The sequence below is a fragment of the Stenotrophomonas sp. GD04145 genome (assembly GCF_029835135.1).
GTDB lineage: Bacteria > Pseudomonadota > Gammaproteobacteria > Xanthomonadales > Xanthomonadaceae > Stenotrophomonas > Stenotrophomonas maltophilia_P.
On sequence record NZ_JAODZG010000057.1, the window covers coordinates 1 to 22,174 of the forward strand.

Below are 22,174 nucleotides of genomic sequence, written 5' to 3' on the forward strand. Positions count from 1 at the left end.
ATCCACGCAGGGCGTGGATGGCCCCACCCTCACCGGGAAACTGTCGAAGGTGGGGCGGTGTCGGAGTGCGGGGTGTCAGCCGCATGGATGCGGCTGCCAAGCCTACACGGACGTACTTGCGGCGTCCCCGCACTCCGACACCGCCCCACCAGACCGCGGATCAGCCCAGAGCCGGCTGTTGCCTTTGACGTTGCACTGGCTTGCAGCAGGTGCAGGGCGCAGCCCTGCCGAACCCCTACCCCTCCCTCCGGGGTAAACTAGCGCGATGGCTTCCCGTCCCGCGCACGACCTGCTCAACCGCGTCTTTGGTTACGACGATTTCCGTGGTCCGCAGCAGGACATCGTGGAGCACGTGGCTGCCGGTCACGACGCCCTGGTGTTGATGCCCACCGGCGGTGGCAAGTCGCTGTGCTACCAGGTGCCCGCCCTGCTGCGCGACGGATGCGGCATTGTCATCTCACCGCTGATCGCACTGATGCAGGACCAGGTCGAAGCCCTGCGCCAGCTGGGCGTGCGCGCCGAATACCTGAACTCGACGCTGGACGCGGACACTGCCGGCCGCGTCGAACGCGAACTGCTGGCCGGCGAGCTGGACATGCTCTATGTCGCACCCGAGCGCCTGCTGACGGGTCGCTTCCTGTCCCTGCTCTCGCGCAGCCGGATCGCCCTGTTCGCGATCGACGAGGCCCATTGCGTGTCGCAATGGGGCCATGACTTCCGCCCCGAGTACCGCCAGCTGACGGTGCTGCACGAGCGCTGGCCGCAGATTCCCCGGATTGCCCTGACAGCCACCGCCGATCCGCCGACCCAGCGCGAGATCGCCGAGCGCCTGGACCTGCAGGATGCCCGCCATTTCGTCAGCTCCTTCGACCGCCCCAACATCCGCTACACCGTGGTGCAGAAGGACAACGCACGCAAGCAGCTGACCGATTTCCTGCGCGGCCATCGCGGCGAGGCGGGCATCGTCTACTGCATGTCGCGGCGCAAGGTCGAGGAAACCGCCGAGTACCTGCGCGGACAGGGCTTCAACGCCCTGCCCTACCACGCCGGCCTGCCCGCCGACGTCCGCGCGGACAACCAGCGCCGCTTCCTGCGCGAGGACGGCATCGTCATGTGCGCCACCATCGCCTTCGGCATGGGCATCGACAAGCCGGACGTGCGCTTCGTTGCGCATACCGATCTGCCCAAGTCGATGGAAGGCTACTACCAGGAAACCGGCCGCGCCGGCCGCGATGGCGAAGCGGCCGAAGCATGGCTGTGCTACGGCCTGGGCGACGTCGTGCTGCTCAAGCAGATGATCGAGCAGTCCGAAGCCGGCGAGGAACGCAAGCAGCTGGAGCGGTCCAAGCTCGACCACCTGCTCGGCTATTGCGAATCCATGCAATGCCGCCGCCAGGTGCTGCTGGCCGGCTTCGGGGAGACCTATCCCCGCCCCTGCGGCAACTGCGACAACTGCCTGACCCCGCCGGCGGCATGGGACGCGACGGTTCCCGCGCAGAAGGCGCTGAGCTGCGTCTACCGCAGCGGCCAGCGCTACGGCGTCGGCCACCTGATCGACATCCTGCGCGGCAGCGAGAACGAGAAGGTGCGCCAGCAAGGTCATGACCAGCTCAGCACCTACGCCATCGGCCGGGACCTGGATGCACGGACCTGGCGCAGCGTATTCCGCCAGCTGGTGGCCGCCAGCCTGCTCGAAGTGGATAGCGAAGGCCACGGTGGCCTGCGCCTGACCGATGCCAGCCGCGACGTACTGAAGGGCCGCCGCACGGTGAACATGCGCCGCGAGGCTGCGACCAGCGCCGGCCGCGAACGCAGCGCGCAGCGCACCGGCCTGTCGGTCCCCCCGCAGGATCTGGCCCTGTTCAATGCCCTGCGCGGCCTGCGTGCCGAACTGGCCCGCGAGCAGAACGTGCCGGCCTTCGTGATCTTCCACGACAGTACCCTGCGCAACATCGCCGAACAGCGCCCCACCAGCCTGGACGAGCTGGCCCGGGTCGGCGGCATCGGGGGCACCAAGCTGAGCCGCTATGGTCCGCGCCTGGTGGAAATCGTGCGCGAAGAGGGGTAGCGCCGGGCCTCCTGTAGAGCCGAGCCCACGCTCGGCTGTTGCCGCAGAAGCAGCCGAGCGCGGGCTCGGCTCTACATTGGTGCCGCTCCAATCTTGAACCGGCCATTCAGCCGGAAGTGCATCCGGGCCCGCTTGCGGCTAGATTAGCGCCATGTCCCTGGCCTCGACCCTGCTCCGCGTCGTGCTCATGCTCAGCCTGTTGCTCAACGGGCTGAACGCGGCCATGGCCAGCGGTCATGAGGAGATGGGCCGCATGGCCCACGTGATGATGGCGACGATGGCGGGCGACGCCGACTGCCATCACCACGCCGCCATGTCCGCCGACGAGGCGCCGCAGGCCCAACCGGCGGCCCACGATGCGCATTGCCAGATCAAGGACTGCCTGCGCAGCTGTGCCCAGCATCCCCTGCTGGCGGTGCAGGCGCTGCCCTTCATGGCCGGTCCCGGCCTGTCGCTGACACCGCAGCCGATGCCGGCCAACGGCCGCCCGGCGCCGCCGTTGCCGCCACTTTCCCGCCCTCCCATCGCCTGATCCACACGCGTCGTGCGCCACGCGCACTCAAGCCGGCCCGCTGCCGGCGTCCTACCGTGTCTGGAGTCACCACCATGAATACCCGCATTCCCCCCGGCCCGGGCGCCCTGCCCATGCCGTCGCGCCGCCTGTTCGTTCAGGGTCTCGCCGCTGGCGGCGTGGTTGCCGGCATCGCCGCGGTCGGCGTGCCGCAGCGAGCGCTCGCTGCGGCCAGTGCCGCCCCGCGCCTGGCCGGCGCACCCGCCGTGCTGACCGATACCCGCCTGGAACTGGCCATCGGCGAATCGCTGGCCAACTTCACTGGTCGCACCCGGCCGGCGATCACCGTCAACGGCTCACTGCCGGCACCGATCCTGCGCTGGCGCGAGGGCCAGACCGTGGATCTGTTCGTACGCAATACGCTGGACCGCCACCCGACCTCGATCCACTGGCACGGCATCCTGCTGCCGGCCAACATGGACGGCGTCCCGGGCCTGAGCTTCAACGGCATCGGTCCCGGCGAGACCTACCACTACCACTTCCAGCTCAAGCAGTCGGGCACGTACTGGTATCACAGCCATTCGATGTTCCAGGAGCAGGCCGGCCTGTATGGCGCACTGATCATCGACCCGGCCGAGCCGGCCCCGTACCGGCACGACCGCGAGCACGTGATCATGCTGTCGGACTGGACCGACATGGACCCGGGTGCACTGTTCCGGCGCATGAAGAAGCTCGCCGAGCACGACAACTACTACAAGCGCACCCTGCCCGACTTCGTGCGCGATGTGCGCCGCGATGGCTGGTCCGCGGCGCTGTCCGACCGCGGCATGTGGGGACGGATGCGGATGACACCCACCGACATCTCCGACATCAACGCGCATACGTACACCTACCTGATGAACGGCACCGCGCCGGCCGGCAACTGGACCGGGCTGTTCCGCACTGGCGAGAAGGTGCTGCTGCGCTTCATCAACGGCGCCTCGATGACCTACTTCGACGTGCGCATTCCCGGCCTGAAGATGACCGTGGTCGCTGCCGATGGCCAGTACATCCATCCGGTCAGCATCGATGAGTTCCGCATCGCCCCCGCCGAGACCTACGACGTGCTGGTCGAACCCAGCGGACAGGATGCGTTCACCATCTTCTGCCAGGACATGGGCCGCACCGGCTACGCGGCCGGCACCCTGGCCGTGCGCCACGGCCTGCGGGCGCCGGTTCCCGCCCGCGACCCACGCCCGATGCTGACGATGAGCGATATGGGTCACGACATGGGCGGCGGTCACGGCGGTCATGACATGGCCGCGATGAAAGGCATGGAAGGCGGCTGCGGCGCCAGCATGGGTCACGGCGCGCATGGCGGCGCAGCCACCACCGGCAAGGCACCGCAGCACCCGGCCAGCGAACGCAACAATCCGCTGGTGGACATGCAGAGCTCGGCCACCGATCCCAAGCTGGACGACCCCGGCATCGGCCTGCGCGACAACGGCCGCCAGGTGCTGACCTACGGCGCGATGCGCAGCCTGTTCGGGGACCCCGATGGCCGCGAGCCCAGCCGTGAGATCGAGCTGCACCTGACCGGCCACATGGAGAAGTTCTCGTGGTCGTTCGACGGCATTCCATTCGCCAGCGCCGAGCCACTGCGGCTGAACTACGGCGAGCGCATGCGCATCGTGCTGGTCAACGACACGATGATGCAGCATCCGATCCACCTGCATGGCGTCTGGAGCGATGTGGAGGACGCGCAGGGCAACTTCCAGCTGCGCAAGCACACGGTGGACATGCCGCCGGGCACCCGCCGCAGCTACCGCGTTCGCGCCGACGCGCTCGGCCGCTGGGCCTATCACTGCCACCTGCTCTACCACATGGAAGCGGGGATGATGCGCGAAGTGAGGATCGAAGAATGAAGCGCTCCCTTTTCTCCCCCAGCCTGCTGGCAATGGCCCTGAGCGTCGCACTGCCTGCCTTCGCACAGTCGCACGCAGGCCATGACAGGCCCACGCCCGCACCGGCACCGGCGCCGAAGACCAAGCAGCCCACTGCCGAAGACGCGGTTGATCACTCGAAGATGGATCACTCGCAGATGGATCACGCGGCGATGGGTCACGGCACGTCCGCGCCGACCGAGCCGCGCGAGCCGATTCCAGTGCCCACCGACGCCGATCGTGCCGCCGCGTTCCCGCCCATCGCCCATGGCGCGATGGAGCATGCGCCGGAGATCAACAGCCTGCTGCTGATCGACCGCCTGGAGCATTGGGACGGCAAAAACAGCAACGGCCAGGCCTGGGAGGCCACCGGCTGGATCGGCGGCAACATCAACCGCCTGTGGCTGCGCACCGATGGCGAGCGCAGTGAGGGCCGCACCGAATCCTCGGCGGTGGAAGCACTGTACGGGCGCAGCGTGTCGCCCTGGTGGGATGTGCTGGTGGGTGTCCGCCAGGACTTCCGCCCCGCCGATTCCCGAACCTGGGCGGCCATCGGCATCCAGGGCCTGGCGCCGTACAAGTTCGAGAGTTCAGCGACGCTCTATGCCGGCTCCGGCGGACAGCTGCTGGCCAAGGCCGAAGTGGAGTACGACGTGCTGCTGACCAACCGGCTGATCCTGCAGCCGCTGGTGGAGGCCACCGTGGCCAGCAAGGACGAACCGGAGTACGGCATCGGGCGCGGCCTGAACAAGGTCGAGGCCGGACTGCGCCTGCGCTACGAGTTCAGCCGCCGCTTCGCGCCTTACATCGGTATTACCCATGAGCGCAGTTTCGGCGATACCGCCGACTATGCCGGCGACCACGCGCGCGACACGCGCTGGGTAGCGGGCGTGCGCATGTGGTTCTAGTCGGCACAATGCGTGCAGCAGCCGGCCCCGGTTCAGACCGGGGCCGGCTACACTGCGGCACGTTCTTTCGCAGCTTGCATCATGGCCTTGCAGATCCGCCGCGCCACCTTCGCCGACGCTGAAGCGCTCTCAGCGATCGCCATCGCCACCTACACCGAAACCTGGGGCGACTCCTATCCGCCGCAGGATCTGCATGCGTTCCTGCATGCGCACTACAGCACGCAGCCGCAGCGCATCGAGCTGTCCGATCCACGCAGCGCGGTCTGGCTGCTGCTCGATGGCGATACGGTGGTTGGCTATCTGGCCGCAGGAGCCAACACCCTGCCGCATGTCGACGCCCGCGACGGCGACATCGAACTCAAGCGCCTGTATGTGCTGGCGGCGTACCAGAACGGCGGCCACGGGGCGCGCCTGATGGAGGCGTTCCTGCATTGGCTGGATACGCCGCAACGCCGCACCCTGTGGGTCGGCGTCTGGGAGGAGAACCTCGGCGCACAGCGCTTCTACGCGCGCTACGGTTGCAGCAAGGCCGGCGAATACGACTTCATCGTCGGCGACAGCCGCGATCGCGAGTTCATCCTGCGCCGGGCCTGACGCCCCCGGGATCGCCGCTGCCCCGTGGGCCTGTCAGAAATCGAACAGGTCGGACAGGAAGCTTTCCTTCTTCTTTTTCTTGTAGCCGTAACCGTGCTGGCCACGGTTTTCGTCGTGACGCTGGCCAAGGTGGCGGGTATCGCGGTGCATCACCGGCGGTGGCACTGCCGCCGGTTGTGCCTGTGCTGGCGGCGGTGGCGGCACCGCCGCACCGGCATTGGCGCGCTCGATGATCTTGTCCAGCTCGCCACGATCCAGCCACACGCCGCGGCACTCTGGGCAGTAGTCGATCTCGATGCCGTGGCGCTCGGCCATCTGCAGGGTCTGGGTCTTGCACACGGGGCACAGCATCGGCATCGCTCCTGTCAGGTCTGATCTGGACTCTACCTGCTCTGCGATGACTGTCCGGCAACGCATGACCGATGGCAGGGGGACTTCCGGCGCGTGCCCTGCATCGCGCCGCCTCGCACACTGCGGTCTGGTCCCGCATGGAATGCGCTGATGAGTGTCCTGCCCCGCCTGCCGACTGCCGCCCGGATCCTGCTGGTCCTGCTGGGAACGGGCCTGGGGCTGAACGTACGTGACATCGCGGCGGCGCTGGGGCGGCCCATCCCCGGCCTGCCGATCCCCTATGGCGGCAGCCTGCTCGACAACGCCCTGGCGGTGCTGGTGGCCGTGCTGCTGGCCCTGCTGCTGCGTCCGCGCCACATGGGGTTGGCCGAAAGCCTCGGCCTGCGCGGCAACGGGATGCGCGGACCGCTATGGGTGCTGCTGGCCAGCCTGCCCTGCTGGGTGGGTCTGGCCGTGCTCGGCCGACCCAACACGGCGCTGACCGCCCTCGATGCGACGATGCTGGCCGTTCTGTTCCCGCTGGCCGAAGAGATTCTGTTCCGCGGCCTGGGCTTCATTCTGCTGGTGAAGATCGTGCGCGGCCCGTGGCCCTTGCTCGCACTGCCGCAGGCCCTGTTGTTCGGCATGGTGCACTGGCTTGGATTCGGCGGTTTCGATGGCGGTGGGGTGGCGCTGTTCGTCGGCGCAGTGATCGCCCTGGGGGGCTTTGTCTTCGCCTGGCTGGACCGCCTGGATGGCAACACCCTGTGGTGCGGCCTGGCGCTGCACGTGTCGATGAACCTGGCCTGGAACGTGTTCAGCCTGGATGACGCCGCCGCGCTGGGTTGGCAGGCCACCAGCCTGCGCATCGGCACGGCTCTGCTGGCGGTCGCGGTCCTGGCCTGGGGCGCGCACCGGCGCCGCCGCCTGTAACACCGACGTGGCTTGCCGTGCACGCCGGGATCACTACCGGATTGCGCATACTTGCGCGCCTTTTCACCGTCGCTGTCCGGAGTTGTCGCGTCATGTTGCTGTCCAAGCGCCACGTTGAACCGCGCGTCCTGCTGATCGAGGACGCGGAGGAGACCCGCGAACTGAGCCGCATGGCGCTGGAAAGCCAGGCCTGCCACGTGGTGGGGGTGAGCTCTGCCGAAGCGGCACTGGGCCTGCTGGCCGCCGGCGAGCGCTTCGACCTGCTGTTCACCGACGTCAATCTGGGCCCGATCAGCGGCATCGAAGCCGCCAACCGGGTCCGCGGCCTGCATCCCCAGCTGCCGATCCTGGTGACATCGGGCATGGACCAGCACGCCGTCCTGCCGCAGCTGCGCGACGGCATCCATTTCCTGCCCAAGCCGTACAACATGAGCGAACTGCTCGATGCCATCCGCCTGTGCTTCCGCCATGCGGATGTGGGCGTATTGACCGGGCCGGATGCACAGGCGGCGTGAAGCAGTCATCACGTCCTGCGTGGATGACCTCCGCCCTCAACCGCCGGTATACGGCCCTTCGCCCGGCAACACTTCCAGCAGCGCACGGGTGATCACCCGCGGGTAGACGGTCAGGTGATCCTCACCGTCGATCACCACGTTGTCCACCTTCAGCTTGCGGCCACTGCGCTCAAGCTGGGCGGTAAAGTCGGCGGTCTGCCGCAGCATGTCGTTGCCGGTTGAATAGCGCGGTCCCGGCTTGTCCGTTTCATAGCTGCCCACCGACAGCAGCACGCGGGTGGGCTGCGCCGGGATGACGGCGGCGTCCTGCATGCGTGGCAGCAGCAGCTGATCGAACCACAGCGAAGGACTGGACAGGATGTAGGTGCTGAACATGTCCGGGTGGGTCGTCAGCACATAGGCGCCGAACAAAGCGCCATAGGAGTGGCCTGCGAACATGCGTCGGCCGGGATCGGTGCGGTAGCGCGCATCGACCATCGGCAGCACCTGCGCCGCCAGGAAATCGCGGTAATGCGCGGCCCCGCCGTAGGTGACGTCATTGCTGTAGTAGCCATCGACCGTGCGCGCGGGATTGCTGGGCGTGTAGTCGCGCGAGCGGCTCTGCTTGGAAGTCAGCCCCTCCTGCGGCGGCAGCCCGACCAGGATGAAGTTCTCGATGTTGACGCCCTGCTGCCCCACCAGGTTGCGCACGCTGCGTACCAGCGGGAAGCTGTACAGCGCGTCGGTCACGTACAGCACCGGATAGCGCTTTTCCGGATGTGCGGCGTAGTCGGCCGGCAACGCCACCCACACCGGGTAATCGCGGCCGACCGGATCGTGCACGCGCAGCGCCTCGGTATCCGGCAGCACCACACCCGGCGCGACGGTAGACGCGCTTTGCTTTGCCTCACTCTGCGCCGCCGGTGGCGCCACTGACATCGCACAGCCACTTACGGCCAGACAGGCCGCCACACTCCATCCACGCACACGCTGCATCCACACGCTCCCGTTACGGGCGGCGCACCGGATGGCGCCGCTGCCGCATCCTTGCATGCGGTGCACGCCGGTGCCAGTGCGGTCAGGGCGAAGCCGCTGGCGGCGCCGGGAACAGCGTGCGCAGTGCCTGCAATGCGGCCGGGTGATAGATCGTGGAGTGGGTTTCTTCCGGCAGCGGCAGGTACTTCACCAGCGGCGACGGCGACGGCTGTTGCAGCAGCGTGGCCAACTGCGCCGCGGAACTGGCCAGTTCCGGTTGCCCACTGCTGGCCAGGAACACGCGTGGCTTTGCCTGCGTCACCGCCGGCAGCTGCGTGGCTGCGCCGGCCAGCAAGGTGCCACGGTTCCACCACAGGCTGGGATCGAGCGCGATGTAGCTGTTGAACAGCGCCGGTTCCTGCAGCAGTGTTTCAACCACGAACAGGCCGGCCAACGATTCGCCGATCAACGCACGCTCGTCGGTGGTCGGGTAGCGCTGGCGCACCTGCGGCATCAGTTCATCGCGCAGGAAGGTGCGGTAGGCCGCCGAACCGCCGATGCGCGGCGCGATCTTCTGGTCCTGCGGGTCCTTGCTGGGGCCGGTCATGTCGCGGCGGCGCTCGGTGTTCTCGATGCCAACCAGCAGGAACGGACGCATGCTGCCGTTGCCGGTCAGCACCTGCACCAGCCCCGCCACATGCAGGAAGTCCTCGCCGATGCCGCCGTCGGGCATGTAGAGCACCGGCAGCGGTGCCTTCGGATCCAGGCCCCACGGCTGCGGGCGGTAGACATTGATGCGGCGGGTCTCGCCCAGCGCCTTCGATTGCACGGTGAAGGTCTCGCCGATGACGAGCGGCGCGGCCGGCGTTGTCTGCGCGGACGGCGCGGGTTCGGCGGCCATCAGTGGCGCGGCGGAGACGGCGGACAACAACAGCGACAGCACGATGGGGCGCATGGGAGAACCCGTCCTGGGAAAGAGGCCGAGCATAGCGCGAGGTCGCTGTAGATCCACGCCAAACGTGGATGGATCACTGTAGAGCCGAGCCCACGCTCGGCTTGGCCCTGACGCGAACTGCAGCCGAGCATGGCTCGGCTCTACAACACCTCGCTCTGGCGCGGACGCCAACATCTCGGTCGTCGCAAATGCACCGATTTTCGAGGGTACGACTCGCAGGCCTTGCCACCGCTGCAGGCGAAAGTCACGCCCATTTTCCACGCGACACATCACGACATGGTCGCCGCCACCCGCTGTTCTCGACAACTTCCAACGCGATAAACCGGGCGTAAGCATCAACACGTCGCGTACTGTCGCTTGCCGCATCAGATGCGCCTGCGCCACCATCGTCGCGCGCCTTGGTTCCGCATTTCTCTTCGGAGAATCCTCATTGAAATCCAAGCGCGTGCGTAAACACCATGCAGCGCCACCGACAACGGGTGGCGCCGGGCCTGCAAGCCCATGATGACTGTAAGCATGTTGTTTGCGCTCACCCGCCGACACTGTCTCTGGACCGTGCCGGCGGGTGATCCGTCGGCCTTCATGGCGGGCGGTGCGTGGGGGTTTTCGGACCCGCCGGTTAACTGCTTACTGTCATCCCGGCTTGCAGCCACGCATCGCCTGCCACCCGTCCTGCGCGGTGGCATTCCCACCCCAGCGCCGAGGAAGCCGACATGAACCAGCGTCCGCCGTATGTTTCAGATACCGCCAGCGTCAACGATGACGATGACAACCCATCGCCCGAACTGAGCACCTTCCTGGGCTGCCTGAAACGCATCCGCGCGGGTGAAGGTGCCGATGGTCTGCCCTGGCCTGAGGCCGACGTTTCCCCAGGGCGTGGGGTTGCCCTGTCGCGGGTGGAGCGGGCGGCCATCGGCATGCTCACCGTGGCGGAAATGCTGCACGCCGCCGACCGCTGCCGGGAAATGGCAACGCCGGACCGGCATCTGGACTCCGGGGTGGTGGAAGGGCTGTTCTTCGCCTGCCGCAGCCTGGCGGAACTGGTGTGCAGGGATGTGCGGGCCGAGTAGCCCGCTGCCGCAAAGCGGTCCATACTCGGGCCGGACCGGTCCATCGTCATGTTCAAACTTACAAGGAGGTACACATGTTGAATGCAATGATCGTCGTAGCACTGGCCGCAGGCCCAACCGCATCCGCACCGTATGGCGACTGCCTGCTCGCTAACCTCCAGCCCGGGCTGTCCGACCGTGCAGTGCAACTGGTGCAGCAGGCCTGCGCCGTAAAACACCCGGACAGCTTCGCTGCATCAGTGGAACTGGAGCGCAGATACAGCATCCAACGGCAGGCGCGGTTCGATGCAGATCGTGCCGCGGCAGAGCGGGCCGCGAATGCTGCCGCCCGCGCTGCGAATGTCGCTGCCACCGTGGCGGCGGAACGCGAGGCAGCAGAGGCCAAGGCTGCGACGGCGAAGTAGCCTCCACAGGAGGTGGGGAACGCACCCATTGATCGCTGTCCAAGGAAAGGAATTCCCATGCAGATGAAGTCGCTTGCTTTCGGCATCGCGCTGTTGACGAGTGTGTCTGTCGGCCCGGCACTGGCCGGTGCACAAGCCGCCCCCGTAAAGGCGCGCACCACCTTGGAATCGCGGACGACCTGGCCAGCAGGCTCCGTCGAGGCCGCGTCCATTCTGGCGTGGGTCAAGGCACGGTCTCCCGGACATGCGCCCATCACCTCTGGGGGAGATATCTCGATTGTCCGCAGGCAGATTGAGCCACAGCCGCTGACTCGAACATCCAGCGGCCCAACCGTGGAGCTGCCCGTCTCAGGGCGGCAGGGCGAGGCGATCACGATCACTACTCGCCAGGCAGATGGCTCCATCGAAACCTGGGCCCATACAGGGATCGACAGCGGGTGGATGCTGGTTGAGTATCACTTCAAGCGCGGCTTCAGCCCCGAGAGCATGAACTAGTCCAGTTCCGCTTTGCACTCCTGTACGGCCCTGGAATGCTCCGCGATCTGCGTCGGATTTTCGTCCAGCATCTCCGCTCCATGCCGCACATGCATCAAAACAGGCCGCCGCAGCGTTGACTGCGCGGTGCTAGGATTCAAGCCACCAGTCCAGGGTCCAACCGTATGAGCAGCTTCAGCTTCTGGCATTGGATGATCGTGCTTGCGGCCGTGCTGATCCCGGCCGGGATCGCCGCTGTCCTTGCCTATGTGCTGTTCCGAAGCCAGAAAGTGAAGTCGTGAGCGACACGCAATCGTCAGCCCCATGCAACGTCTGCGCGCAGCCGCAGAATGGGGCGCAGATGGAGAATGAAGCGCGTTGCCCTTGGCCTTGAGGCGGAGGACGATCCAAAGAAAAGGCGCCCCGAAGGACGCTTAAGTCTCTGAGTGCAATGGTGGGCCGTGTAGGATTCGAACCTACGACCAAAAGATTAAAAGTCTTCTGCTCTACCGACTGAGCTAACGGCCCGGTGCACTGCCCCAGCCGCGTGGCGGGGGTGGGCATTCTACCCCACTTTGCCACGCGACGCGAAACCCCATACCCGCAGCCCGGGCAATCAAGCGCCCGGGCGGCCGGCTTGAACCGGCTTAAACCTTCCGCCCGCACCGCGCATCCCATCCCTGATCCCCACTGGAGAGCCTGGATGCGCCGCTGCCTGCCCCTGATCGCCGCACTGCTGTTGCCCGGCGCCGCGCTGGCAGCGCCGTCCCCGGTGCGTAGCGACGACATCGCCCGCTTCTGGGCGACCTACGATGCGGTGCGCGCCGAACCCGATGCCGAGCGCCGGGTGGCGCTCGTGCAGCAGCGCTACGTCGACCCGGGCAGTCCCGGCCTGCATGCGCTGATGCAGGTCCGCAATTACACCGCGCGCGAGTATGCCGATGCCATGCGCGCGTGGCCGCGCTTCTGGAACTCGGTAAGGCCACTGACAGCCAACGCCCGCAGTGCCAGCGCGACGCTGGAACAGGATCTCATGGCCTTCCGCACGCTCTACCCCGCCCTGCGCCCGGCCACGATCACCTATGCGGTGGGCGTGCTGCGTACCGGCGGCACCACGCTGGGCGACCAGGTGCTGATCGGTGCGGAGATGGCACTGGGCGACGCGCGCGTGGATGTCAGCGAACTGCCGGAGCCGATGCGCAGCCGCCTGCGCATCTTCTATGACAGCCGCCCCGGCGCGAACAACGCGCAGAACAACCTGCATGAGTATGTGCACACCCAGCAACGCGAGACCACCGGCAATCTGGCCCAGTACACAGTGCGCGAAGGCGTGGCCGAGTACATCGCCGAGCGCATCAGCGGCAGGCGCCCTGCCCTGCCGCTCTATGACTACGGCCCGCTGCACGAGGCGGAGATACGTACCCGGTTCATCGCCGAGATGGACGGCGATGACCTGGACAACTGGCTGTACAACAGTGCCCGCAATCCGTTCGGCGTGAGCGACGTGGGCTACTACGCCGGCTATCGCATCGCGCAGGAGTACATGCGCCGGCAGGCCGATGAGAAGGCGGGGATCGCGCGGATGATCGAGCTGGACTACGCCGATCCCAAGGCGGTGCGGGCCTTCATCGAAGCTTCGGGTTGGTTGCAGCAGCGGTAGCGCCGGGCCATGCCCGGCGCAAAGTGCCAACCAAGGTTGGCACCCACCAGAGTCAGACCCTGCCCGGCGCACAGTGCCAACCAAAGGTTGGCACCCACCAGAGTCAGACCTGCCCGGCGCACAGTGCCAACCAAGGTTGGCACCCACCAGCGTCAGGCCTGCCAGGCGCACAGTGCCAACCAAGGTTGGCACCCACCAGTGTCAGACCTGCCCGGCGCACAGCGCCAACCAAGGTTGGCACCCACCACAATCAGGCCTGCCCGGCGCTCAGTGCCAACCAAGGTTGGCACCCACCACAGTCAGGCCTGCCCGGCGCTCAGTGCCAACCAAGGTTGGCACCCACCAGAGTCAGGCCTGCCCGGCGCTCAGTGCCAATCAAGGTTGGCACCCACCATTGGGGCATCAGCCCCCATCACCTCAGGCGTACAGCGTCGGGTCGGCCACGCCGGCGTCGGCGAAGCCCTGTGCACGCAGGCGGCAGGCATCGCAGTGGCCGCACGCGGCACCGTTGACATCAGCGTTGTAGCAGGACACGGTCAGACCGAAGTCCACGCCCAGGCGCACGCCCTCGCTGACGATCTGGCCCTTGCTCAGGAACTGCAGCGGCGCGTGCACCTTGATGCCTGCGCCTTCCACGCCGGACTTCGTCGCCAGGTTGGCCAGGGTCTGGAAGGCGGCGATGAATTCGGGGCGGCAGTCCGGGTAGCCGGAGTAATCCACGGCATTGACGCCACAGAAGATGTCGTTGGCGCCCAGCACTTCGGCCCAGCCCAGGGCCAGCGACAGCATGATGGTGTTGCGTGCGGGCACGTAGGTGACCGGAATGCCGGCACCGCCGGCCTCGGGCACGTCGATGTCATCGGTCAGTGCCGAGCCGCCGATGCTGCGCAGGTCCACATCCACGGTCTTGTGCGCGACCACGCCCTGAGCCTTGGCCACGCGTGCGGCGGCGTCCAGTTCGGAGGTGTGGCGCTGGCCATAGCGTACGCTCAGGGCATGCACGGCAAAGCCCTGTTCCTGGGCCATGGCGATGACGGCGGCTGAATCCATGCCGCCGGAGAGAAGCACGACTGCCTTCTTCATGGAAAATCTTCCGGTTGGGGGAGGAAAGCCAGCACGCTGTCCCGCGCCGGAGTTGCATCAGGAAACAAGGGTGGCCTCAGCGGCCCGGCTCATCGTTCCACAGAATCTTGTGCAGCTGCATCTGGAAGCGTACCGGAAGCCGGTCTTCAACAATCCAGTCGGCCAGCTGGCGCGCGGTGATCTCCCCCTTGCTGGGCGAGAAGAACACCGTGCAACGCTTCACCAGCTCGTGCTCGGCCAACAGGGCCTTGGCCCAGTCGTAGTCCTCGCGGCTGCAGATGACGAACTTGATCTGGTCGCGTGCGGTCAGCAGCGGCAGGTTCTCCCAGCGGTTGCGCGCCACCTCGGCCGAACCCGGGGTCTTGATGTCGACCACGCGTGATACGCGCGGGTCCACCGCGCTGACGTCCAGCGCACCGGACGTTTCCAGCGAGACGTCCAGGCCGGCGTCACACAGCTTCTGCAGCAGCACCAGGCAGCGCTTCTGCGCCAGCGGCTCGCCGCCGGTCACGCAGACGTGACGCACGCCCTGGGCCAGCACTTCGGCCACGATGTCGTCGATATCCCACCAGGTGCCGCCGTGGAAGGCGTAGGCGGTGTCGCAGTACTGGCAGCGCAGCGGGCAGCCGGTCAGGCGCACGAACACGGTCGGCCAGCCGGCGGTATCGGCTTCGCCCTGCAGCGAGGTGAAGATCTCGGTGATCTTCAGGCGCGGCAGGGGCGACTGCACGATGTCGCTGGGGGTGGCGACGGCGTTGGACGGGATAACGGCGGTCATGGCGGGAACTTCTTTGTGGGACACGTGGCGGATGGGCTACCGTGGCCGGTAACGAAAGCAGCCGAGCATGGCTCGGCTCTACAACAGCAACCGGACGGGCATGGCCCAGCCGGTGATGCGAGCCGCCGGGCATGGCCCGGCGCTACCGGATCCGGGCGGGTTGGCCGATCCGGAAACGAAAGCAGCCGAGCATGAGCTCGGCGCTACGGGACACATATTGTACGCCCGGTCAGCGGATCTGCTGGCCCAGGCGGATCGACTGCAGGCGGTCCTGCGCGGTGCGCGCGGCGTCCGAGCCGGGGTACTGCGCCACGACGGTCTCCAGCGTCTGCTGGGCCTGATCGACCTTGCCCTCGCCATACTGCGAGAGGCCGACCTTGAGCAGGCCGCCCGCGGCCTTGTCATGGGTCGGATAGCGTGAGAGCAGCTCGCGGAACTGGGTCTCGGCCATCGGGAAATTGCGGGTGGCGTAGTAGCTCTCGCCCAGCCAGTACAGTGCATTCGGCGCGTACACGCCGTTCGGATACAACTGCAGGAAGCTCAGGAACAGCTGCGCCGAATCATCGTACTTGCCGGCCTTGAGCGAATCGAAGGCGACGTTGTAGGCGGTGCGCTCGTCGCCCGTGGCGGCCAGACTGCCGGGATCGCCATGGATGGACGGCGGCCGCTCGGAAGTGGCCGCCGCTGCCGGTTTGGCCGGGGCCGGTGCGGCCTGCGGCGCGTTCGCCGGAACGGGGGGCAGGACCGGGGCATTGCCCCCTTCCAACCGGTTCAGGCGGCTGTCCAGGTCCAGGTACTGATCCTGGGCGGACTGCTTGAGCTGGGCGTTGTCGTGCTGCAACTGCTCGATCGAGGCCTGCAGGCTGGTCACCTGCTGCCGCAGCTGGTTGATCTGGTTCAACAGGTCCTGGTTGGCACTGTTGTTGTACATCTGCTGCTCGAGCGCGCCGACACGATCGGCCAGACTCTGTCGCTGTGCATGCGCCGGTGCGGCAGCCACGAGGGCTGCCGCAACGACCAGCATCAGTTTGATGCCAATGCGCATGGATTACTGCGCGGTGTAGACAATTTCGACGCGACGGTTCTGCGACCAGCAGGACTCGTTCGACTCGGTGCAGACCGGACGCTCTTCACCGTAGGACACGACGGTCAGCTGCGAAGCCGAGCCACCGTTGGCCTGCAGCGCCGAGCTGACGCCGTTGCCACGACGCTCGCCCAGGGCCTGGTTGTACGCGCGCGAACCACGCTCGTCGGTGTGGCCCTGCAGGGTGATGCGCGAGGACGGGCGGTCACGCAGGTACTTGGCGTGGCAAGCCATGATGGCCTGGAATTCCGGCTTCACGTCTTCCTTGTCCAGGTCGAAGTAGACAACGCGCTGGCGCAGGCAGGCATCGGTATCCAGGTCGCCCGGGCCGTACAGGCCGGAGGTCGACGGACCGGTCGGGGTGGTGGTCGAGGTGCCGGTGTCGACCGGGGCTGCCGGCTCTTCCTTCACCTTCTTCGAGCAACCGGCCAGGACGGCCACAGACAGCAGGGAAACAAGCAGAACACGGGTGGACTTGTTCATGGCGATACCTTTGTGGCTCCTAGGCCGATGAGGGGTTCAAGACAGCGAAAATATTAACACTCTTTTAGCGCTGGGTACGGTATGGGGACCATGCCGGCTCGCGCACATCACCATCGGCCAGAACCAGGCGCTGGCGAACCCGCGCATCGGCCGAAACGGCATACAACACACCACGGCCACCTTCGCGGGCGGCGTACAGCACCATGCTTGCGTTGGGCGCAAAGCTCGGCGATTCATCCAGCGAACCCGGGGACAGGGTGCTCCAGCGCGGCGAGCCCAGCGAGCTGTCCATCATCGCGATCTTGTAGCTGTTGCCCGAGCCCTGGGCCACGGCGATCTTCTTGCCGTCGTAGGACACCGAGGGCTTGGCGTTGTAGTTGCCCTGGAAGGTCACGCGCTCGGCGCTGCCGCCGCCGGCACCGACCTTGTAGACCTGCGGACGGCCGCCGCGGTCGGAGGTGAAGTACACCGCGCTGCCGTCCGGTGCCCAGGTCGGCTCGGTATCGATGGCGAAGTGGTTGGTCAGCTGGGTCAGCTGCTTGCTGCCCAGGTCCATCACGTAGATTTCCGGGTTGCCGGAGCGCGACAGGGTCAGGGCCAGCTTGCGGCCGTCCGGCGAGAACGCAGGCGCGCTGTTGATGCCGCGGAAGCTGGTGACCAGCTCACGGGCACCGGTGGCGATGTTCTGGATGTAGATGGCCGAGTTGCCGCGCTCGAAGCTGACGTAGGCCAGCTTGCCACCATCCGGGCTCCACGACGGCGACAGCAGCGGCTCGGCCGAACGCACAATGGTCTGCGGGTTGTAGCCATCGGAGTCGGCCACCATCAGCGCATAGCGCATGGCGTCGCCCTTGCCGCTGGCGGTCACGTAGGCGATGCGCGTCCAGAAGGCACCCCGGACACCAGTGATCTTCTCGTAGATGGCATCGGCCATCTGGTGGGCGACGTCGCGCATGGCATTGCCGCGGGCGGTCATCGCCAAGCCGAGCAGGCGCTCGCCCTTCGGCACGTCGAACAGTTCGTATTCGACACGGTAGGCACCGGCACCGGCATCCAGCACGCGGCCGACCACGATGTAGTTCTGCTTCAGCGCGCGCCAGGTGGCGAACTGGATCTCGCCGCCACGGACGGGCTTTTCCACGATCTGCGCTTCGGGCAGGGTGCGGAACTGGCCCGAACGTTCCAGGTCGGCGCGGACCACACCGGCGACATCGGTCTGCGGTGCGGCCGACGAGCCCTGGTAGGGCATCGGCACGATGGTGATCGGCAGCGCGGACGCGTTGCCGCCGATGATGTCGATATCCAGTCCCCTCTGCTGCGCGACGGCAGCGAAGGGCAGCAACAGGGCCGCAAACACGGCAAGCCAACGAGGCATCTTCTTCATGGAGCGCTCAATAGGGGGAAACCGGAACGAGGGATAGCAAAGCGGCGGTGAACCGCTTCGCAATCATGAACCAAGGGTACGTGAATTCCGGGTCAGTTCCAGCCCGTCCTCTCACGTCCCATTAACGTATCGGTCGGCTGCCGCGCGACGGGGCGACCCGCAGGCCGGCCCGCGCGGCCGATCAATCCTGCGCGGTGAAGGTCAGGTTGAGCGTGCGCGCAAACACCGATTCGAATCCGCGATAGGGCAACGGCTGCGCATTGAGCACTGCGGCCTCGATCGAACGCCTGCCGGCTTCGTCATAGGGGCAGTTGGCGCCCACCTTGGCCTGCAGCACCTGCCCCCCCGGAATCTGGGTGATGGTGATCTGGCAGCGCTGGCCCAGCGGCACACTGTCTGGACGCGTCCAGGCGCTGCGAACCTTGGCCTGGATCGCGGCAGCGTACTTCGCCGACAGATCATCGCTGTTGCCACCGCCCCCAGCGGCCGGCTGTGCCGCACCGGTGTTGCCGGCCGGCGCGCTGCCGGCGGCGTTGCGTGCGGCGGCGACCTGGCGCAGCTTCTGCTCGGCCAGCTTGGCTTCCTTCTCCGCCTGTTCGCGCCTGGCACGGATCTCGGCGATCTTCTTCTGCCGTTCGGCCTCGGCCTGGTCGGCGGCCTGCCGCTCCTGCTCGGCACGCTTCTTCTTGGCGTCTTCTTCCTGCTGCTTGGCCAGGCGCAGCTTCTGCTCGGCTTCTTCCTGGCGCTTGCGCTCGGTCAGGTCGATCTGCTCCTGGCGGCGCTTGGCTTCCTGTTCCTGCCGGGCCTTCTCCTGCGAGATGGCCAGTGCGCTCACCGCCTCCTGGTCCTGCGTATCGGGCTGGGCGACACGCTCCTGCGCCTGTTGCTGCTGCGGCGTGGGAGCATCCTGCGGACGTGGCTCGGGAATCGGCTGCGGCGGTGGAATGGTGTCCTCGGGCACCGGAATCGGCTCGGCAACCGGCGGCGGCAGATCTTCCAGCTTCTCCGACTGGCGCAGGGCCTGGCGCGCAGCGGCCGCCTCCGACGCGGACAGCGCCAGGCTGGCCTCGACCGAGGGATCACCGGCAGCGGCATCGGTATTGCGCGTGGGCGACCACAGCCACGCCAGGATGAACACCAGCGCGACCAGCAGGTGCACCAGCACGGCCAGCGCCAGGGGCAGGCCCCAGCCCGGTTCCTGCTGTCGCGGAGGCGGCAGGGTCTCAGCGTGCATCGGTGGCCAGGCCTACCTTGTCCACTTTCGCGCGCTTGATCACGTCCATCGCCGCGATGACCTTCTCATAGGCCACGGCACGGTCGGCGGCGACGATCACGCGCAGGCCCTTGTCCTGTGCGGCGATGCCGGCCAGGCGCCCTTCCAGCTCCTCGGCAGACACGGCCGTGGGCTCCTTGGCGTCGGGCAGCTTCAGGCTCAGCTGGCCGTCCTGGCGCACCGAAACGATCACCGGATCCTGCTTGCTCTCCAGCGCCTTGGCATTGGAGTTCGGCAGGTCCACGTCAAAACTCAGGGTGAGCAGCGGCGCGGTGACCATGAAGATGATCAGCAGCACCAGCATGACGTCGATATAGGGAACGACGTTGATTTCCGATTTCAGCTTGCGGCGCTTGCGGCGACCGATGGCAGCGGACATGGCTTGGACTCCCGGGTCAGGCGCTTACTCGTCGCCAGCGCTCTGGCGCTGCAGGATGGAGCTGAACTCGTCGGCGAAGGTCTCGAAACGGACCGACATGCGCTCCACACGGGTGGTGAAGCGGTTGTAGGCCCACACCGCCGGGATCGCCACGAACAGGCCGATGGCGGTGGCGAACAGCGCTTCGGAGATGCCCGGGGCGACCGAGGCGATGCCGGCCTGGGCGCCGCTGCTGATCATGTCATGCATGGTCACCATGATGCCGAACACGGTGCCGACCAGGCCCACGTAAGGCGCGGTCGAGCCGATGTTGGCCAGCAGTTCCAGATTGCGCTCGAGCTGGTCGACTTCGCGGGTGTAGGTGGTGCGCATCGCACGTTGCGCGCCTTCCAGCTGCGCACGGCCATCCAGCCGGCGCTTGTCGCGCAGGCGGGTGAACTCGCGGAAGCCCGCCTCGAAGATCGCCTCCAGGCCGCCCACGTTGCGGCTGCGGTCGGTGGCCGAGCTGTACAGCTTGCCCAGGTCGGCGCCGGACCAGAAGCGGTTCTCGAACTCGTCCGCCTCGCGGGTGGCCTGCTTGAACACGCGGGCCTTGCGGAAAATGATCACCCAGCTGACGAACGAGCCGACCAGCAGCAGCAGCACGATGATCTTCACCGGCAGGCTGGCCTTGGCCATCAGTTCGAGGTAGTTGATGCCGCCGCCGGTGGTGGCCTGGGCAAGGGTCTGGGTCGCGGCGTTGCTGACGTCAGCCGGCAGTGCCTCGGTGACCGTGGCCTGCAGGGCCAGGAGCGTTGCGATCATCCGTTGTTCCTCAGTGTTCGGATTCGGGGTGGAGGTAGGGTTGCAGCACGGCAAGGACGGCGTCGTCCATGCCACGCGGGCGGAAACTGGCCGCGTCCAGTGCGGCGATGCGGACCTGCGCCGACAGCAGCAGTTCGCCGTCGCGCTCGATCCGCTGATCGAAGACCATGCTGGCCTTCTTCAGCTGGACCAGCGTGGCACTCACCTGCAGGAGGTCATCCAGCCGCGCCGGCCGGATGAAGTCCATCTGCATGGCACGTACCGCGAAGACCATGCCGTGCTCGCTGCGCATGCGCTCCTGGCCATAGCCCAGCGCGCGCATCCATTCGGTCCGGGCCCGTTCCATGAAGGCCACGTAGCGGGCGTGGTAGACCACCCCGCCTGCGTCCGTATCTTCCCAGTAAATGCGTGTCGGCCAACTGAATAGTGGCTCAACCGACATCGGGAACCTCCGCGAACAGGTCCTGCGGCGGGTTCTTCGGCTTCAGGCCCATGTGCCGGTACGCCTTGTGGGTGGCCATGCGGCCGCGCGCGGTGCGCACCAGGAAGCCCTGCTGGATCAGGTAGGGTTCGACCACGTCTTCCAGCGTGCCGCGCTCTTCGGACAGCGCGGCGGCCAGCGATTCGATGCCGACCGGGCCGCCGTCGAAGTAGTCCACCAGGGTCCTGAGCAGGCGCCGGTCGAGCTCGTCGAAACCCTCCGGGTCGACCTTGAGCATCTGCATGGCCGCCTGGGCGACCGCCACGTCGATATGGCCACCCGCCTTCACCTGGGCGTAGTCGCGCACCCGCCGCAGCAGGCGGTTGGCGATGCGCGGGGTGCCACGCGCACGGCGCGCGATCTCCCCTGCGCCATCGGCGGTGCAGTCGATGCCCAGGATGGTGGCCGAGCGGCGTACGATCCGGGTCAACTCCTCGACACTGTAGAACTCCAGCCGCTGGACGATGCCGAAGCGGTCGCGCAGCGGCGCGGTCAGCAGGCCGGCGCGGGTGGTGGCCCCGATCAGCGTGAACGGTGGCAGGTCGATCTTGATCGAGCGGGCCGCAGGGCCCTCGCCGATCATGATGTCGATCTGGAAATCCTCCATCGCCGGGTACAGCACTTCTTCGACCACCGGCGACAGGCGGTGGATCTCGTCCACGAACAGTACGTCGTGTGGCTGCAGGTTGGTCAACAGGGCGGCCAGATCACCGGCCTTTTCGATCACCGGACCGGACGTCACCCGCAGCGCCACCCCCAGCTCGTTGGCGATGACGTGGCTGAGCGTGGTCTTGCCCAGCCCCGGCGGACCGAAGATCAGCACATGGTCGAGCGCGTCGCCGCGGGCCTTGGCCGCTTCGATGTAGATCTCCAGCTGCTCGCGCACCGGCGCCTGGCCCAGGTAATCGGCCAGTCGCTTGGGGCGGATGCTGGCGTCGGCGGCGTCATCCTCGCGGGTGGCGCCGGCGCCGATGATGCGGTCGTCGGTCATGTGCTGATTATGCGGCAAAAGCGCGGGTTTCGGCCGGGCTGCGCCCGGCACCCGCGGTAGTGCCGGCCGCTGGCCGGCAACCTCAACAGCAACAGCCGAAGCGGGCTTCCTGGGGAATGGCGGGGTGGGTCCGGTT

General features: G+C 67.0%; 24 protein-coding genes and 1 tRNA gene. 11 read left to right on the forward strand and 14 right to left on the reverse strand.

Annotated features, from left to right (window positions below; genetic code table 11):
- The first annotated feature begins 265 nt into the window (after positions 1-265).
- From recQ to N7367_RS17570, 5 genes are all read left to right on the forward strand, one after another.
- Positions 266-2,068, forward strand: a complete 1,803-nt coding sequence (gene recQ / locus N7367_RS17550) for a DNA helicase RecQ (protein ID WP_053520157.1) — start codon at positions 266-268, stop codon at positions 2,066-2,068.
- A gap of 151 nt (positions 2,069-2,219) precedes the next feature.
- Positions 2,220-2,600 (forward strand): CopL family metal-binding regulatory protein, encoded by a 381-nt coding sequence (locus N7367_RS17555; RefSeq protein ID WP_053520158.1) that lies wholly within the window; start codon positions 2,220-2,222, stop codon positions 2,598-2,600.
- A 74-nt stretch (positions 2,601-2,674) separates the two neighbouring features.
- Entirely contained in the window at positions 2,675-4,483 is a 1,809-nt protein-coding gene (locus N7367_RS17560) for a copper resistance system multicopper oxidase (RefSeq protein WP_279942892.1), read from the forward strand.
- Positions 4,480-5,409 (forward strand): copper resistance protein B, encoded by a 930-nt coding sequence (locus N7367_RS17565; protein ID WP_279942893.1) that lies wholly within the window; start codon positions 4,480-4,482, stop codon positions 5,407-5,409. Before N7367_RS17560 ends, N7367_RS17565 begins: the two co-directional genes overlap by 4 nt.
- A gap of 81 nt (positions 5,410-5,490) precedes the next feature.
- Positions 5,491-6,003, forward strand: coding sequence for a GNAT family N-acetyltransferase (locus tag N7367_RS17570; protein ID WP_065174771.1), 513 nt, complete (start codon positions 5,491-5,493; stop codon positions 6,001-6,003).
- 33 nt (positions 6,004-6,036) lie between these two features.
- Here the strand turns inward: N7367_RS17570 and N7367_RS17575 are convergent, their stop codons facing one another.
- A complete protein-coding gene (locus N7367_RS17575) occupies positions 6,037-6,354 on the reverse strand; it encodes a zf-TFIIB domain-containing protein (protein ID WP_279942894.1) in 318 nt (105 codons plus the stop codon).
- Between the two features lie 150 nt (positions 6,355-6,504).
- Between N7367_RS17575 and N7367_RS17580 the strand changes: the two genes are divergently transcribed.
- Both N7367_RS17580 and N7367_RS17585 read left to right on the forward strand, forming a co-directional pair.
- Entirely contained in the window at positions 6,505-7,266 is a 762-nt protein-coding gene (locus N7367_RS17580; protein WP_279942895.1) for a CPBP family glutamic-type intramembrane protease, read from the forward strand.
- Positions 7,267-7,358: 92 nt separating this feature from the next.
- A complete protein-coding gene (locus N7367_RS17585) occupies positions 7,359-7,781 on the forward strand; it encodes a response regulator (protein ID WP_065174769.1) in 423 nt (140 codons plus the stop codon).
- A gap of 36 nt (positions 7,782-7,817) precedes the next feature.
- Here N7367_RS17585 and N7367_RS17590 read toward each other — a convergent pair whose 3' ends face one another.
- Together N7367_RS17590 and N7367_RS17595 are read right to left on the reverse strand one after the other, a co-directional pair.
- Positions 7,818-8,756 carry an alpha/beta hydrolase-fold protein gene (locus N7367_RS17590; RefSeq protein WP_279942897.1) on the reverse strand — a complete coding sequence of 313 codons (939 nt, stop codon included), beginning with the start codon at positions 8,754-8,756 and terminating at the stop codon, positions 7,818-7,820.
- Positions 8,757-8,838: 82 nt separating this feature from the next.
- Entirely contained in the window at positions 8,839-9,690 is an 852-nt protein-coding gene (locus tag N7367_RS17595; protein WP_279942898.1) for an alpha/beta hydrolase-fold protein, read from the reverse strand.
- 713 nt (positions 9,691-10,403) lie between these two features.
- On the opposite strand from N7367_RS17595, the gene N7367_RS17600 reads away from it, so the two are divergent.
- From N7367_RS17600 to N7367_RS17610, 3 genes are all read left to right on the forward strand, one after another.
- Positions 10,404-10,760, forward strand: coding sequence for a hypothetical protein (locus tag N7367_RS17600; protein WP_279942899.1), 357 nt, complete (start codon positions 10,404-10,406; stop codon positions 10,758-10,760).
- A gap of 74 nt (positions 10,761-10,834) precedes the next feature.
- Positions 10,835-11,164: a hypothetical protein gene (locus tag N7367_RS17605; protein WP_279942900.1), complete on the forward strand. Its 330-nt coding sequence runs from the start codon at positions 10,835-10,837 to the stop codon at positions 11,162-11,164.
- A 57-nt stretch (positions 11,165-11,221) separates the two neighbouring features.
- Complete coding sequence (locus N7367_RS17610; protein WP_279942901.1) at positions 11,222-11,659, forward strand: hypothetical protein; 438 nt, start codon at positions 11,222-11,224, stop codon at positions 11,657-11,659.
- Between the two features lie 431 nt (positions 11,660-12,090).
- On the opposite strand, the gene N7367_RS17615 is transcribed toward N7367_RS17610, so the two are convergent.
- A tRNA-Lys gene (locus N7367_RS17615) sits at positions 12,091-12,166 on the reverse strand.
- Positions 12,167-12,341: 175 nt separating this feature from the next.
- On the opposite strand from N7367_RS17615, the gene N7367_RS17620 reads away from it, so the two are divergent.
- Positions 12,342-13,298: a DUF2268 domain-containing putative Zn-dependent protease gene (locus N7367_RS17620; protein ID WP_279942902.1), complete on the forward strand. Its 957-nt coding sequence runs from the start codon at positions 12,342-12,344 to the stop codon at positions 13,296-13,298.
- Between the two features lie 417 nt (positions 13,299-13,715).
- Here the strand turns inward: N7367_RS17620 and queC are convergent, their stop codons facing one another.
- The 10 genes from queC to ruvB form a co-directional block, all read right to left on the reverse strand.
- Complete coding sequence (gene queC, locus N7367_RS17625; protein ID WP_279942903.1) at positions 13,716-14,381, reverse strand: 7-cyano-7-deazaguanine synthase QueC; 666 nt, start codon at positions 14,379-14,381, stop codon at positions 13,716-13,718.
- A 76-nt stretch (positions 14,382-14,457) separates the two neighbouring features.
- Positions 14,458-15,159: a 7-carboxy-7-deazaguanine synthase QueE gene (gene queE, locus N7367_RS17630; RefSeq protein ID WP_180875522.1), complete on the reverse strand. Its 702-nt coding sequence runs from the start codon at positions 15,157-15,159 to the stop codon at positions 14,458-14,460.
- A 229-nt stretch (positions 15,160-15,388) separates the two neighbouring features.
- Positions 15,389-16,204 carry a tol-pal system protein YbgF gene (gene ybgF, locus N7367_RS17635; protein WP_053520245.1) on the reverse strand — a complete coding sequence of 272 codons (816 nt, stop codon included), beginning with the start codon at positions 16,202-16,204 and terminating at the stop codon, positions 15,389-15,391.
- Positions 16,205-16,207: 3 nt separating this feature from the next.
- Positions 16,208-16,726: a peptidoglycan-associated lipoprotein Pal gene (pal, locus tag N7367_RS17640; protein WP_005418510.1), complete on the reverse strand. Its 519-nt coding sequence runs from the start codon at positions 16,724-16,726 to the stop codon at positions 16,208-16,210.
- Positions 16,727-16,790: 64 nt separating this feature from the next.
- Positions 16,791-18,110: a Tol-Pal system beta propeller repeat protein TolB gene (gene tolB / locus N7367_RS17645; RefSeq protein ID WP_053520246.1), complete on the reverse strand. Its 1,320-nt coding sequence runs from the start codon at positions 18,108-18,110 to the stop codon at positions 16,791-16,793.
- Between the two features lie 181 nt (positions 18,111-18,291).
- Positions 18,292-19,344 (reverse strand): cell envelope integrity protein TolA, encoded by a 1,053-nt coding sequence (gene tolA / locus N7367_RS17650; RefSeq protein WP_053520247.1) that lies wholly within the window; start codon positions 19,342-19,344, stop codon positions 18,292-18,294.
- A complete protein-coding gene (tolR, locus tag N7367_RS17655) occupies positions 19,334-19,762 on the reverse strand; it encodes a protein TolR (protein WP_053520248.1) in 429 nt (142 codons plus the stop codon). The genes tolA and tolR overlap by 11 nt, the downstream gene beginning before the upstream one ends.
- Before the next feature lie 24 nt (positions 19,763-19,786).
- Entirely contained in the window at positions 19,787-20,566 is a 780-nt protein-coding gene (tolQ, locus tag N7367_RS17660) for a protein TolQ (protein WP_053520249.1), read from the reverse strand.
- 10 nt (positions 20,567-20,576) lie between these two features.
- Positions 20,577-21,008: a tol-pal system-associated acyl-CoA thioesterase gene (gene ybgC, locus N7367_RS17665; RefSeq protein WP_053520250.1), complete on the reverse strand. Its 432-nt coding sequence runs from the start codon at positions 21,006-21,008 to the stop codon at positions 20,577-20,579.
- Positions 20,998-22,038, reverse strand: coding sequence for a Holliday junction branch migration DNA helicase RuvB (gene ruvB / locus N7367_RS17670; RefSeq protein ID WP_065174760.1), 1,041 nt, complete (start codon positions 22,036-22,038; stop codon positions 20,998-21,000). The genes ybgC and ruvB overlap by 11 nt, the downstream gene beginning before the upstream one ends.
- Positions 22,039-22,174: the final 136 nt, after the last annotated feature.